The 13,807-nt window shown below is 67.4% G+C and carries 12 protein-coding genes; 9 read left to right on the top strand and 3 right to left on the bottom strand.

The genetic code is table 11. The annotated features are described in order from the left end of the window. Positions 1 to 51 precede the first annotated feature (51 nt). From VSR71_RS31180 to VSR71_RS31165, 4 genes are all read left to right on the top strand, one after another. Positions 52 to 2,007, top strand: coding sequence for a lytic transglycosylase domain-containing protein (locus VSR71_RS31180; protein ID WP_342917421.1), 1,956 nt, complete (start codon positions 52 to 54; stop codon positions 2,005 to 2,007). Between the two features lie 106 nt (positions 2,008 to 2,113). Continuing rightward, a complete protein-coding gene (locus VSR71_RS31175; RefSeq protein ID WP_133098177.1) occupies positions 2,114 to 3,136 on the top strand; it encodes a complex I NDUFA9 subunit family protein in 1,023 nt (340 codons plus the stop codon). A 154-nt stretch (positions 3,137 to 3,290) separates the two neighbouring features. Next, positions 3,291 to 3,980 (top strand): glutathione S-transferase family protein, encoded by a 690-nt coding sequence (locus VSR71_RS31170; protein ID WP_342917420.1) that lies wholly within the window; start codon positions 3,291 to 3,293, stop codon positions 3,978 to 3,980. Between the two features lie 66 nt (positions 3,981 to 4,046). Next, a complete protein-coding gene (locus tag VSR71_RS31165) occupies positions 4,047 to 5,294 on the top strand; it encodes a multifunctional CCA addition/repair protein (RefSeq protein WP_342917419.1) in 1,248 nt (415 codons plus the stop codon). A 19-nt stretch (positions 5,295 to 5,313) separates the two neighbouring features. On the opposite strand, the gene VSR71_RS31160 is transcribed toward VSR71_RS31165, so the two are convergent. Further along, a complete protein-coding gene (locus VSR71_RS31160; protein WP_116316920.1) occupies positions 5,314 to 5,508 on the bottom strand; it encodes a DUF2905 domain-containing protein in 195 nt (64 codons plus the stop codon). Between the two features lie 15 nt (positions 5,509 to 5,523). Then, on the bottom strand, positions 5,524 to 6,735 hold the full coding sequence (locus VSR71_RS31155; protein ID WP_342917418.1) for a class I SAM-dependent methyltransferase: 1,212 nt from the start codon (positions 6,733 to 6,735) through the stop codon (positions 5,524 to 5,526). A gap of 15 nt (positions 6,736 to 6,750) precedes the next feature. Between VSR71_RS31155 and VSR71_RS31150 the strand changes: the two genes are divergently transcribed. From VSR71_RS31150 to ttcA, 3 genes are all read left to right on the top strand, one after another. Continuing rightward, the gene (locus tag VSR71_RS31150; RefSeq protein ID WP_342917417.1) at positions 6,751 to 7,620 is read left to right on the top strand and encodes an SDR family oxidoreductase; all 870 of its coding nucleotides are present in this window, start codon (positions 6,751 to 6,753) and stop codon (positions 7,618 to 7,620) included. Between the two features lie 102 nt (positions 7,621 to 7,722). Beyond that, positions 7,723 to 8,127 carry a dihydroneopterin aldolase gene (locus tag VSR71_RS31145; protein ID WP_209763688.1) on the top strand — a complete coding sequence of 135 codons (405 nt, stop codon included), beginning with the start codon at positions 7,723 to 7,725 and terminating at the stop codon, positions 8,125 to 8,127. Positions 8,128 to 8,236: 109 nt separating this feature from the next. After that, the gene (ttcA, locus tag VSR71_RS31140; RefSeq protein WP_342917416.1) at positions 8,237 to 9,178 is read left to right on the top strand and encodes a tRNA 2-thiocytidine(32) synthetase TtcA; all 942 of its coding nucleotides are present in this window, start codon (positions 8,237 to 8,239) and stop codon (positions 9,176 to 9,178) included. Positions 9,179 to 9,265: 87 nt separating this feature from the next. Here the strand turns inward: ttcA and VSR71_RS31135 are convergent, their stop codons facing one another. After that, entirely contained in the window at positions 9,266 to 10,132 is an 867-nt protein-coding gene (locus VSR71_RS31135; protein ID WP_342917415.1) for a DUF6279 family lipoprotein, read from the bottom strand. 251 nt (positions 10,133 to 10,383) lie between these two features. Here VSR71_RS31135 and glmU point away from each other — a divergent pair, with 251 nt between their 5' ends. Further along, positions 10,384 to 11,748: a bifunctional UDP-N-acetylglucosamine diphosphorylase/glucosamine-1-phosphate N-acetyltransferase GlmU gene (glmU, locus tag VSR71_RS31130; protein WP_342917414.1), complete on the top strand. Its 1,365-nt coding sequence runs from the start codon at positions 10,384 to 10,386 to the stop codon at positions 11,746 to 11,748. A gap of 105 nt (positions 11,749 to 11,853) precedes the next feature. After that, positions 11,854 to 13,692, top strand: a complete 1,839-nt coding sequence (gene glmS / locus VSR71_RS31125) for a glutamine--fructose-6-phosphate transaminase (isomerizing) (RefSeq protein WP_342917413.1) — start codon at positions 11,854 to 11,856, stop codon at positions 13,690 to 13,692. Positions 13,693 to 13,807: the final 115 nt, after the last annotated feature.

Here is a 13,807-nt window from a genome sequence, read left to right as displayed (position 1 = left end):
TGCCTTGCATGGCGGGCACCGGCGCCGCCGTCATCGACAAGGAAGCAAAGAATGCTGAAGGGAGTATATCTGCAGCGTGCAGGGCGGGCCGCCTGGATTGCCATGGCATGTGCACTGCTTGTCACGCCGGTCCATGCGCAGAAGCGCCCGCAGGCGCCCGTGCGCCAGCAGCAGCCGGCGGTGATCCCGAGCGATCCGGACGAGGCCTTCGCCGCACTGCGCGAAGCGGCGCGCAAGAATGACGTGGAGCGCGCCTACGCGATCTCGGCCACACTGGTCGACTACCCGATCCCGTCGTACGTCGAGTATTTCCGCATCAAGCCGCAGATGTTCGACGCCAGCGGCCTGGCGCGCATCGACGCGCCCGATGACCAGGTGCGCGCCTTCCTGCAGCGCTACAAGGGCCAGGCCATCGCCGACCGCATGCGCAACGACTGGCTGCTGGTGCTGGGCAAGAAGCGCGACTGGGCCAACTTCGATGCCGAGTACCCGCAGTTCGCGCTCAAGGACGACACCCAGGTCGAATGCTATGCGCTGCTGTCGCGCGCGCTCAAGGGCCAGAACGTTGCCGCCGAGTCGCGCCAGGCGCTGAGCGATCCGCGCTATTACGGCGAAGGCTGCGTCGACCTGATCGGCTACCTGGTGCAAAGCCAGCAGATCCAGCCCAGCGATGTCGCCTTCCAGGCGCGGCTGGCGCTGGAGCAGAACTACCTCACGCTGGCCGGCAAGATCGCCGCGCTGCTGCCCGATGCGCGCGTCGACGGCGACACGCTCGCCACCCTCGTCAAGATGGCGCGTACCGACCCGAACCAGGCCGTCGCCTACCTCGGCACCGTCCAGGGCACCTTGTCGCGTGATGAGCAGGGCGCGGCCTGGGGCGTGATCGGCCAGTTCGCGGCCAAGAAGCTGCTGCCCGAAGCGGCAACCTACTACCGTCGCCAGATGGACCTGGGCGGCAACCAGTGGCTGTCCGACGACACCCAGGAATGGCGCGTGCGCTCCGCGCTGCGCCAGGGCGACTGGAAGCAGGTGCGCCAGGCGGTCGAGCTGATGCGTCCCGAGCTGCGCGCCAAGGACCCGGCGTGGCTCTACTGGTACGGCCGCGCACTCAAGGCCGAAGGCCGCGACACCGAGGCGCAGCAGAACTTCCAGCAGATCGCCGGCCAGTTCAACTTCTATGGCCAGCTCGCCAGCGAAGAACTGGGCAACCGCATCACGCTGCCCGCGCGCACTGCCGTCAGTGATGCCGAAGCCAATGCCATGCGCTCGCGTGCCGGCTTCCAGCTCGCGCAGAAGTTCTATGCGATGAACATGCGCTTCGAGGGCAACCGCGAATGGAACTGGGAGCTGCGCGGCATGAACGACCGCGAGCTGCTTGCCGCGGCTGAATACGCGCGCCGTCTCGAACTGCTCGACCGCACCGTCAATACCGCCGACCGCACCCGCAACGAGCATGACTTCGGGCTGCGCTTCCTGATGCCGTACCGCGACATCATGCAACGCGCGACCGACGATGTCGGCCTCGACATGGCGTGGGTCTACGGACTGATCCGGCAGGAATCGCGCTTCCTCATGAACGCGCGCTCGTCCGCCGGCGCGCACGGCCTGATGCAGGTGATGCCGGCGACGGCCAAGTACGTGGCGCGCAAGATCGGCATGAACGATTTCTCGCCGCAGATGATGGGCGATCCCAACATCAACATCCTGCTGGGCACCAATTACCTGAACATGGTGCTGACTGACCTGGACAGTTCCTGGACGCTGGCGTCGGCCGCGTACAACGCCGGTCCGGGCCGGCCCAAGGCCTGGCGCAGCACGCTGGCGCGGCCCGTGGAAGGCGCGATCTTTGCAGAGACCATCCCGTTCAATGAAACGCGCGGCTATGTGAAGAATGTGCTTTCCAACGCCACGTACTATGCTGCATTGATGAGTGGCCGTCCGCAGTCGCTGAAATCGCGCCTTGGGACGGTCGCGCCGTCGCCGGTGACCACCACCAGCCTGCCCTGACGGGCACCCGACGGAACGGGCCGCTGGTGTGCCGTGCCGGGCGCGTTGCGGCGGCCCGGCTGGCACAATGCGCCGCGACGTGCAGTTCACTTTGCACGGAGGCATCATGCAGACCAGCAACGTCCTCGTCATCGGTGGCGCCGGCTTTATCGGCAGCCACCTTGTCTCGCGCCTGGCCGGCGCCGCCTCAGCCTCCGGTGCGCCGCTGGAACCGGGCAGCAATCCCGATTCGCCGATCGCGCCCGACCGCATCGTGGTCGGCACCCGCAACGTCGAGCACGCACAGCACCTGCTGCTGCTGCCGCGTGTCGAGGTAGTGGAACTGGGGCTGGCCGACAATGCCGCGCTCGATGACGCCATCGGTTCGCTCGGGGTCGACGGCATCGTCGTCAACCTGGTGGGCGTGCTGCACGGCGAGCGTGCCGATCCCTATGGCGAGGCCTTTGCCAGCGCCCACGTGGAAATGGTGCGCCAGATCGTGGCCTCGTGCCTGTCCACCGGCGTACGCCGGCTGTTGCATATGAGCGCGCTCGGCGCCGACAGCCAGGGGCCGTCGATGTACCTGCGCAGCAAGGGCGACGGCGAACGCATCGTGCGCGCCAGCGGGCTGGACTGGACCATCCTGCGGCCATCGGTGGTGTTCGGCCCGGACGATCATTTCCTCAACCTGTTCGCGCAGATGCAACAGATGGCGCCGGTGGTGCCGCTCGCGTGCGCGCAGGCGCGCTTCCAGCCGGTGTTCGTGCAGGATGTGGTGCAGGCCTTCCTCAATGCCATGGTCAACCCCGCCACCATCGGCCGTGGCTATGAACTGGGCGGCCCGCAGGTCTATACGCTGGAGGAGCTGGTGCGCTTCGCCGGCCGCGCATCCGGCCATCCGCGTCCGGTGATCGCGCTGCCGGACGCGCTGGCGCGGGTGCAGGCGACCATCATGGAACATATGCCCGGCGATCCGCTGCTGTCGCGCGACAACCTCGATTCGATGCAGCTGGACAACGTGCTCGAGCATCCGGTCGCGCCGGAGCTGGACCTGCATCCGGCCAGCCTGGAATCCGTGATGACCGACGCGCTGGCCGGGCGCAACCGCGATGCGGCGCTGACTTCGATGCGCGCCAGCGTGCACCGCTGAAGGGCGGACGGCCCGGGCCGCGGGTGGCCTATGTGACCCATTTTCGGATCGGTTGCGAGAGCATTTCACTTTGAGGCAGGCGGGCGCGCTGGCAAAATGACCGGTCCGGCGCGCCGCCGCCGCCGTCTCCCTTCGCCTCTCCCAAGGACCTACGATGAAGCTCGTCATCGGCAACAAGAATTACTCCTCCTGGTCGCTGCGCCCCTGGCTGCTGCTGCGCCAGGCCGGCATTGAATTCGAAGAGGTACAGGTGCGCCTGTTCACCGCCAGCTTCGCCGCCGAGATCGCGCGCTATTCGCCGGCCGGCAAGGTTCCCGCGCTGGTCGATGGCGATGTCACCGTGTGGGACTCGCTGGCGATCGCCGAATACGTGGCCGAGCGATTCCCGGAAAAGACGCTGTGGCCCGCCGACCGCGCCGAGCGCGCGGTGGCGCGCGCGGTCTGCGCCGAGATGCATTCGGGCTTCGGTAACCTGCGCAGCCAGTTGCCGATGAACGTGACCGCGGTGCTGCCCGGATGCGGCTGGAACGTGGCGGTGCAGCGCGACGTCGACCGCATTGCCGCGATCTGGAGCGGGTTGCGCCAGCAGCATGGCGCGCGCGGCCCGTTCCTGTTCGGCGAATTCACCGTGGCCGACGCCTTCTTCGCGCCGGTGGTGAGCCGCTTTGCCACCTACGGCATCCATCTGCCGGAAGACGCCAAGGCCTATGCCGACTTCATGCTGGCGCTGCCGACGATGCAGGAATGGATTGCCGCCGCGCGCGAGGAGCGCGATTTCCTGGCCGACGACGAGCCTTACCGCGTGGCGCCCGACCGGCCCGACGCGATCATCGTCAATCACTGAACAACCACCGAGCAATTCGCGCCGGCGCCGGGCGCCGGCACCAGCACCAGAAAAAGGGTCACAACGATGCAGGTGTATGCCGTCGGCGGCGCGATCCGCGACGAACTGCTGGGCAAGCCCAGCCAGGACCGCGACTACGTAGTCGTCGGCGCGACCCCGCACGAGATGGAAGCCGCGGGATATCGCCCCGTCGGCAAGGATTTCCCGGTCTTCCTGCATCCGCGCACCCATGAGGAATACGCGCTGGCGCGCACCGAGCGCAAGACCGCGATGGGCTACAAGGGCTTTGCCTTCTACTGCGAGCCCGATGTCACGCTGGAAGACGACCTGGTCCGGCGCGACCTGACCATCAACGCGATGGCGCGCGAGGTCGATGCCGACGGCAACCTGGTCGGCCCGGTGCTCGACCCGCACGGCGGCCAGCGCGACCTGCAGGCCCGCCTGTTCCGCCATGTCTCGGATGCCTTCGCCGAAGACCCGGTCCGCATCCTGCGGCTGGCGCGCTTCGCCGCGCGCTTCCACGAGTTCACCGTCGCTGCCGAGACCCAGCGCCTGATGCGCGAGATGGTGACGGCAGGCGAGGTCGATGCGCTGGTGCCCGAGCGCGTCTGGCAGGAACTCGCGCGCGGCCTGATGGAAGCGCATCCGTCACGGATGTTCGAGGTGCTGCGCGACTGCGGCGCGCTGGCGCGGCTGCTGCCCGAGCTTGATTGCCTGTGGGGCGTGCCGCAGCGCGCCGACTTCCATCCCGAGGTCGATACCGGCGTGCACGTGATGATGGTGATCGATACCGCCGCCGCGATGGGCGCGCCGCTGCCGGTGCGCTTTGCCGCGCTGGTGCACGACCTGGGAAAGGGCACGACGCCCGAGGACGTGCTGCCGCGCCATATCGGCCACGAGACGCGCAGCGTCAAGCTTCTGGAAGAGGTCTGCGTGCGGCTGCGCGTGCCCAACGATTGCCGCGACCTGGCGCTGGTGGTGGCGCGCGAGCACGGCAATATCCATCGTTCGCTGGAATTCAGCGCCGCCGCGGTGGTGCGGCTGCTGGAACGCTGCGATGCGCTGCGCAAGCCCGACCGCTTCGCGCTGGCGCTGCAGGCGTGCGAGGCCGACAAGCGCGGCCGCAAGGGCTTCGAGCACAGCGACTATCCGCAGGCGGCGCGGCTGCTGGCGGCGCGCGAAGCCGCGGCCGGTGTCGACGCCGGCGCGATCGCGCATGCCTGCGCGGACGACGTAGGGCAGATCAAGGACCGCGTCCATGCGGCCCGGGTCGCGGCCGTGGCGCAGCGGCTGGGCGAGCACGCGCCGGAGTGAGATGCCGCGGCGGCTGTTCCTACAACAGCTTGCCGATCACCAGCGCCACCAGCGACAGCAGGATCGTCGATGCGAACGGCAGCACGAATTCCCGCCCGAACAGGCGGAAGCGCACGTCGCCCGGCAGCCGTCCCAGCCCGATTTTCTGCAGCCACGGCAGCGCCGCGGACAGGATGATCACGCTCAGGAAGATGGTGAGGGTCCAGCGCAGCATCGCGTTCGCTATCGCTTACAGGGTGTGGCAGCGGTCGCCGCGGGCGAAGCCGGCCAGCGGCTCGCCCTGGTCCGTGCCGTCGTCGAGGCCCCGCGTCAGCGCGATGACCTTGAACAGCTCGCCCATTTCCGCTTCGGACAACAGCTTCTGCACGGCGTTGGCCTGCGGCAGGAAGGCGCGCGCATCGGACGGGTCCAGCGCCATCAGCAACTCTGTTATGCCGGCGTTCATCAGGAAGCGCGCCTGCGAGGCAAAGCCCGACACTGTCATCCCGGTTTCCACCGCGGCGGCGGCGATGCCGCTGAAATTGACGTGCGCGGTGATGTCCTGCAGGCCCGGATAGAGGAAAGGATCCGGGTGCGCGTGATGCCGGTAGTGGCACATCAGCGTGCCGCCGGCGCGCTGCGCATGGTAGTACTCGGCGGCGGGGAAGCCGTAGTCGATGAAGAAGGCCGCGCCGCGCGCCAGCATCGCGCCGACGGCGCGCGTGAAGCCCTCGGCTTCGGCGTGCGTCTCGGTGACGACATCGTGGTCGCCGGGGATGTCGCGGAGCATCGGCGGCACGTCGGCAGCGGCGAGCACGCGGTCCTCGAAGCGGAACGCGGCAGCCGCGCCGGCTTCGGTGCATTCGGCGCGCGCCACGCCGCGCTCGTGCCAGCGGCCGCCGGTGCGTGCGTAGAGCTGCACCGGCATCGCATCGAGCACTTCGTTGCCGACGATGACGCCTTCGAAGCGGTCGGGCAATGCATCCAGCCAGCGCACGCGCGCGGCCAGGTGCGGGGCGCGCTGCGCCAGCGTTTCCTGCTGGCGCGCGCGCAGCTCGCCGGACAGTTCGACGATCGCGTATTCCTCCGGCAGCCGGCCTTCCTGTTCCAGCCCCAGCAGCAAGTCCGCGGCCAGGCGGCCGGTGCCGGCGCCGAACTCCATCATCCGCGGCAGGTCTTGCGCCACCAGCGGCGCGAACTGGCGCGCCAGCGTGCGCGCGAAGAACGGACTCAATTCCGGTGCGGTGATGAAGTCGCTGCCGTCGCGGGCATCGCGGCCGAACTTGGCCGAGCCGCCGCTGTAGTAGCCCAGGCCGGGCGCGTACAGCGCCAGCGCCATATAGCGGTCAAAGCCGGTCCAGCCGCCGGCCGCATCGATCGATTCGCCAATACGGGCAGCAAGGGTATCGGAGGCGGCCTGCGCGTCGGCGGGGGGAAGGGGTAAACTAGCGGCTTTCTGCATCCCGCGATTGTAGCAATGCCCGCATCCGATACCCCGGCACCCGCTGCCGCCAATCCTGCCGCCGCTGCAGCCGGCACTGTCGCCGTCCAGTCCTCTGCCCGCGGCATCGCCCTCGTCACCGGCGGCGCGCGCCGCCTGGGCCGCGCCATTGCGCTGGAACTGGCCACGCAGGGCTGGGACGTGGCCGTGCACTGCCACCGCTCGGTGGACGAGGCCGAGGCGCTGGCGACCAGGATCCGCGCGCTCGGCCGCCGTGCCGCGGTGCTGCGCGCCGATCTCGCCGACGAGGCCGCCACCGGCCGCCTGATCGCGGACTGCATCGCCGCGCTGGGCCTGCCGACCTGCCTGGTCAACAACGCCTCGCTGTTCCAGTACGACGTGGCGACCAGCTTCTCCTATGCGTCGCTCGATACGCATATGCGCACCAATGTTGCGGCGCCGCTGCTGCTGGCGCGCGAAATGCACAAGGCGCTGGCCGCCGCTGCCCCGGCCGGCGACAAGGACAAGGCCGCCGGACCGAGCGGCGTGGTGATCAACCTGCTCGACCAGAAGCTGGATAACCTGAACCCGGATTTCCTGTCGTACACGCTGTCCAAGGCCGCGCTGCAGACCGCCACGGTGCAGCTGGCGCAGGCGCTGGCTCCCCGCATCCGCGTGGTCGGCGTGGCGCCGGGCATCACGCTGGTGTCGGGCGAGCAGTCGGAGCAGAGCTTCCGCCGCGCGCATCGCGTGACGCCGCTGGGCCAGTCGTCGACGCCCGAGGATATCGCCCAGGCGGTTGCCTATTTGGCCCAGGCACGCGCGGTCACCGGCACTACGCTGTACGTGGACGGCGGCCAGCACCTGATGCCGCTGTCGCGCGACGTGATGTTCCTGACCGAGTAAGCTGGCGTTTATATACCAGTCAGCCGGCAAGCCGTATGATGTGCCGCGCCCGCCGGGCGCGGCATTCCCTTTTCCGCCGCCTTTTTTGTCCCATCCCCAGCCATGACCATGCTCGCCGCTCTTTCCCACCCCAGCCTGCAGGACTGCCGCCGCATGTTCCTGCGCAACTATGAAGTGCAGATCAATATCGGCGTGCATGAGTTCGAGAAGAAGGGCGAGCAGCGCGTGCTGATCAATATCGACCTGTTCGTGCCGCTGGAAGAATGCACCCCGCACGCCGACAAGCTCGACGAAGTGGTCGACTACGATTTCATGCGCAACACCGTGGCCGAGCGCATGGCGCAGGGCCACGTGCACCTGCAGGAAACGCTGTGCGACGACGTCGCGCGCGCCATGCTCAGGCATCCCAAGGTGCGTGCCGTGCGCGTGTCGACCGAGAAGCCTGACGTGTACCCGGACTGCGATTCCGTCGGCGTCGAGGTGTTCCACATCAAGCAGGGCGCCTGACGTTGTATCTGGCCGGCGCCTGCGGCGCGCGGGCGCCTAAAGTAAAATGTTGCCCCTTCGCGCGCTGCCGGCCATTCCATCCGGCAGGCGCCATGCAACAGGATGCTCCATGAGCCACTCGAACAATTTCTATCGCCTCGAGACGAGGCTGCAATCGCAAACCGGCAAGGCCATCGGCGACTTCGGCATGATCGAGGACGGCGACACCGTGCTCGTCTGCTTGAGTGGCGGCAAGGACTCGTACACCATGCTGTCGGTCCTGATGGCGCTGCAGAAGCGCGCGCCCATCAAGTTCAGGCTGATCGCGATGAACCTGGACCAGAAGCAGCCGGGTTTCCCGGAGCACGTGCTGCCTGAATACCTGAAGTCGGTGGGCGTCGAATACCTGATTGTCGAGGCCGATACCTACTCGATCGTCAAGGAGAAGGTGCCCGAGGGCAAGACCACCTGCTCGCTGTGCTCGCGCCTGCGCCGCGGCGTGATCTACCGCACCGCCAAGGAACTGGGCGCCAACAAGATCGCGCTGGGCCACCACCGCGACGACATCGTCAACACCTTCTTCCTGAACATGTTCTTCGGCGGCAAGATGAAGGCCATGCCGCCCAAGCTGGCCACCGACGATGGCGCGCATATCGTGATCCGCCCGCTCGCGTACTGCTCGGAGAAGGACATTGCGTCGTACGCACGAGCGATGGAGTTCCCGATCATCCCGTGCAACCTGTGCGGCTCGCAGGAGAACCTGCAGCGCAAGAAGGTCAGCGAGATGCTACAGGAGTGGGAGCGGCAGAACCCGGGCCGTATCGACAACATCTTCTCGGCGCTGCGCAACGTGGTGCCTTCGCACCTGGCCGATACCGAGCTGTTCCCGTTCACGGGGCTGGCCACCGGGCTCGCCAAGGTGGACGAGGCTTCGTTGTTTGGCGAGACCACCTTCCAGCAGCAGCCGCTGGTGTTCGCGGGCAGCATGGAAGAGAACCGGATGGAATTCGTGCGTTTCGAACGTCCGCCGGCGTCCGCGCCCGAGGCGGAGCAGGCCGGTGCGCCGCAGTAACCGCTACCGCATGGCGCCGCTACATGGCGCCGCCACATAGCAAAATGCCCGCGCGAGCGGGCATTTTGCATTGAGGGCAACCGAAACTCAGTTTGTCGCCGCCGACTGCACCGGGGCGTTCGCCTTCTCCCGCATCAGCGCGTTGGTATCGTCGATCCACCTCTGGAAGCGGTCCTGTGCATGCGCCTTCTGCTTGGGCGTGGTCAAGTTGGCAATCGCCACGGTCAGCGCGATCCCGGCGGTGGTGCTGGCATCGTGGCGCGCCGCCTGCCTGGCGGGCGGGTTCTGCCAGTATTCGCGGAAGCGCCGCAGCAGGTCGATCACCTGCGGCTTGGACGGCTGCGTGGCCTGTACGTAGCGCACCATCTTGATCCACTCCTGCTGCCGCGCCACCCGCTCGGCATAGCGCGACTCGGCATTCTCGACCACGGGCAGCACCGCCGCGCGGATCTGCTTTTCCTGCTCGCCGGAGAAATCGCCATAGACCAGCCGCGCGTAGTCCATCACCTTGTCGAAGCGGGCATCGACCCGCTCGGCCGGGTTGGGATTCAGGAATTTCTTGCGGTACTTGGCGTTGCCGTCGGCGAATTTCTTCTCCATGCGGGCGATCTGGTCGGGCGTCAGCGTCAGCAGCAGGTCGGCCATGTCGGGCATGGCCTGCTCGTAGGAGCGGCGCGCCAGCTGCTGCGAAGCGTCCTGGAAGTGCTCGACCATGGCCGGCGTCACCGGCTGGCGGACCTCGGCCTTGGCCTGCTGCAGCAGGCCGGAAATCTCGGGCAGCTGAGACTTGCGGTGCCAGGAGAAGAAGCGCGCGATGGCCTCGCGCGTGAGCGGCTCCTGGGCCGAGGTGACATCGACATAATTGTCAATCCACCAGTAGGCCAGGCGATCCCCCTGCTGGTAGCCGAGTTTCATCGCGTTGCACGCGCACAGCGCCGCAGCGCTGAAAATCACCAAAATCCGCCGCGCCCAGCGATTGTGAAATTCGGAAACAGCGCCGCGTTGCGCAGAAATCGCCATGTTAAAATCGGCGCGCATTGCAGCCGGGCCGCTTCGATCGCCGCCAGCCCAAGACTGGCAAGGGTTTGCGGGATTCCGCACCGACCGGGCCCGGGCCTGCAGCCAAGCTGGGAGGCAAAGACCGCGAATCACCCGGCTGGTGTTTTTTAGAATATTTTCGGACACACTCACTTAGGGGTCTCCTTGTGAATATCGTCATTCTCGCCGCGGGCATGGGCAAGCGAATGGTTTCCGATTTGCCCAAGGTACTGCACCCGGTTGCCGGGCGGCCCATGCTGGCGCACGTCCTGGATACGGCTCGCGCGCTGTCGCCGTCGCGGCTGGTCGTGGTGGTCGGCCACGGCGCCGAGCACGTGCGCGAGGCGGTCGCCGCCGACGATGTCGCCTTCGCCGAACAGGCCCAGCAGCTTGGCACGGGCCATGCGGTGATGCAGGCACTTCCATTGTTGGACGACAGCCAGCCTACATTGGTTCTGTACGGTGATGTGCCGCTCACAACCGCGGCCACGCTGAAGGCACTGGTGGCCGAGGCCGGCACCGAGCGTTTCGGCGTGCTGACGGTCGAAATGCCCGATCCCACCGGCTACGGCCGTATCGTACGCGACGCCGCGGGCAGTATCGTCCGCATCGTCGAGCAAAAGGATGCCAGCGAGGCCATCAAGGCCATCCGCGAGATCAATACCGGCATTATCGTGTGCCCGACAGGCCACCTCCGGCGCTGGCTGTCGACGCTCGGCAACGACAATGCGCAGGGCGAGTACTACCTGACCGACACGGTCGAGCGCGCCGCCACGGAAGGTGTCGAGATCGTCTCGGCGCAGCCTGCGGCAATCTGGGAGACGCTCGGGGTCAATAGCAAGCTGCAACTCGCTGAAGTCGAACGCATCCACCAGGGCAACCAGGCGCGCCGCCTGCTCGAATCCGGCGTGACGCTGCTCGATCCGGCGCGCATCGACGTGCGTGGCGAGCTGACCTGCGGGCGCGATGTCACCATCGATGTCGGCTGCGTGTTCGAAGGCCGCGTGCACCTGGAAGACGGGGCCAGCATCGGCGCCCATTGCGTGGTCCGCAACAGTACCGTGGGTGCCGGCGCGCAGTTGCACCCGTTCTGCCATGTCGACAGCGCCAGGATCGGTCCCGCCGGGCGCATCGGGCCGTATGCGCGGCTGCGTCCGGGCACGGAACTGGGCGAAGATGTCCATATCGGCAACTTCGTCGAGGTCAAGAATGCCCAGGTGGCGGCGCACAGCAAGGCCAACCACCTCGCATATGTTGGAGACGCCACAGTGGGTTCGCGCGTCAATATTGGCGCCGGCACAATCACCTGCAACTATGACGGTGTGAACAAGCACCGTACGGTGATTGAGGACGACGTCTTTATCGGCTCCGATACGCAATTGGTGGCACCGGTGACGGTACGCCGCGGCGCCACGCTGGGCGCGGGCACTACGCTGACCAAGGAAGCGCCTGCTGACAAGCTGACGCTGTCGCGCGCCAAGCAGATGACTGTCGACGCCTGGCAGCGTCCGGTCAAGCAGCCGAAGAAGTAATCGTCAGGCCGCCGCGTGAGCGGCCATGGAAAGCGCCGGCCCGGCCCGGGCGGCGCGATTGATTGGATTGGGCGCCGCAGTGGGCGCCAGCAACGGGGGTTCAGCATGTGTGGCATCGTCGGCGCGGTTTCGACGCGCAATATCGTTCCGGTCCTGATCGAGGGGCTGCGCCGCCTGGAATACCGCGGCTATGACTCGTGCGGCGTCGCGGTCGTGCGCGACGATGCGGTCGAGCGCGCCCGCACCGTGTCGCGCGTGGCGGACCTGGACGCGCAGACGCAGGCTTCAGGCCTGTCCGGCTTCACCGGCGTGGCGCATACGCGCTGGGCCACCCATGGCAAGCCCGATACCGTCAACGCCCATCCCCACCTGTCGGGCGAGACCATCGCGCTGGTGCATAACGGCATCATCGAGAACTACGAGCCGCTGCGCGAGGAACTGCGCGCGGTCGGCTACGGCTTCGAGTCGCAGACCGACACCGAAGTCGTCGCCCACCTGATCCACCAGGCCTACACCTATCCCAGCAGCGCCACCCGCGGCGACCTGTTCGCCTCGGTGCGCGCCGTCACCAAGCGCCTGCACGGTGCCTATGCCATCGCCGTGTTCGCCAAGGACCAGCCCGGCGTCGTGGTCGGCGCCCGCGCCGGCTCGCCGCTGGTGGTGGCGCTGGGCGAGAACGAGGCCTTCCTCGCGTCCGACGCGCTCGCCGTGGCCGGCACCGCGAACCGCATCATCTACCTCGAAGAGGGCGATGTGGTCGAGATCTCGCTCGACGGCGTCGTCATCCATGACGCGCAAGACCACGCGGTCGAGCGTGAGGCACGCCTGGTCGAGGCCCATGCCGCATCCGTCGAGCTGGGGCCGTACCGGCACTTCATGCAGAAGGAGATCTTCGAGCAGCCGCGCGCGCTGGGCGACACGCTGGAAGGCGTGGAAAGCATCACGCCGGCGCTGTTCGGCGACCACGCCGCCGAGGTCTTTGCCGGCATCGACAATGTGCTGATCCTGGCCTGCGGCACCAGCTACTATTCCGGCTGCACCGCCAAGTACTGGCTCGAAAGCATCGCCAAGATCCCGACCCAGGTCGAGGTCGCCAGCGAATACCGCTACCGCGATACCGTGCCCAACCCGCGCGCGCTGGTGGTGGTGATCTCGCAGTCGGGCGAAACCGCCGACACCATGGCCGCGCTGCGCCACGCGCGCGCGCTCGGCCACGTTCATACGCTGGCGGTCTGCAACGTCGCTACCAGCGCCATGGTGCGCGAGACCGAACTGCGCTTCCTGACCCGCGCCGGCACCGAGATCGGCGTGGCCTCGACCAAGGCCTTCACCACGCAGCTGGCCGCGCTGTACATGCTGACGCTGGCGTTGGCCAAGGTCCGCGGCCTGCTGACCGAGGAGGCCGAGGCCAGGGACCTGGCCAACCTGCGCCACCTGCCGGCCGCGCTGCACGGCGTGCTGGCGCTGGAGCCGCAGATCATCGCCTGGTCCGAAGACTTTGCCCGCCGCGAGAACGCGCTGTTCCTGGGGCGCGGCCTGCACTACCCGATCGCACTCGAAGGCGCGCTCAAGCTCAAGGAAATCTCGTACATCCACGCCGAGGCGTATCCGGCCGGCGAACTGAAGCACGGCCCGCTGGCGCTGGTGACCGAAGCGATGCCGGTGGTCACGGTCGCGCCCAACGACGCACTGCTGGAAAAGCTCAAGTCCAACATCCAGGAAGTGCGCGCGCGCGGCGGCCGCCTCTATGTGTTCGCCGACAGCGATACGCAGATCCAGTCGTCGGACGGCATCCAGGTGATCCGCATGCCCGAGCACTATGGCGACCTGTCGCCGATCCTGCACGTGGTGCCGCTGCAACTGCTGGCCTATCACACGGCATGCGCGCGCGGTACCGATGTGGACAAGCCGCGGAATCTGGCGAAGTCGGTGACGGTGGAGTAAGGAAGCGGCGGCAGGGGCCACGACGCGTTGACGTCCCTGTCGCGGCGCACCTCAGGCAAAGAGGCCCTTCGGGGCCTCTTTGCTTTGCGCCTCAACGGGACGGTCCACGCCATCC

Source organism: Cupriavidus oxalaticus, assembly GCF_038900635.1.
Lineage (GTDB): Bacteria > Pseudomonadota > Gammaproteobacteria > Burkholderiales > Burkholderiaceae > Cupriavidus > Cupriavidus oxalaticus_B.
This window is presented reverse-complemented; position numbering and strand designations above follow the sequence as displayed.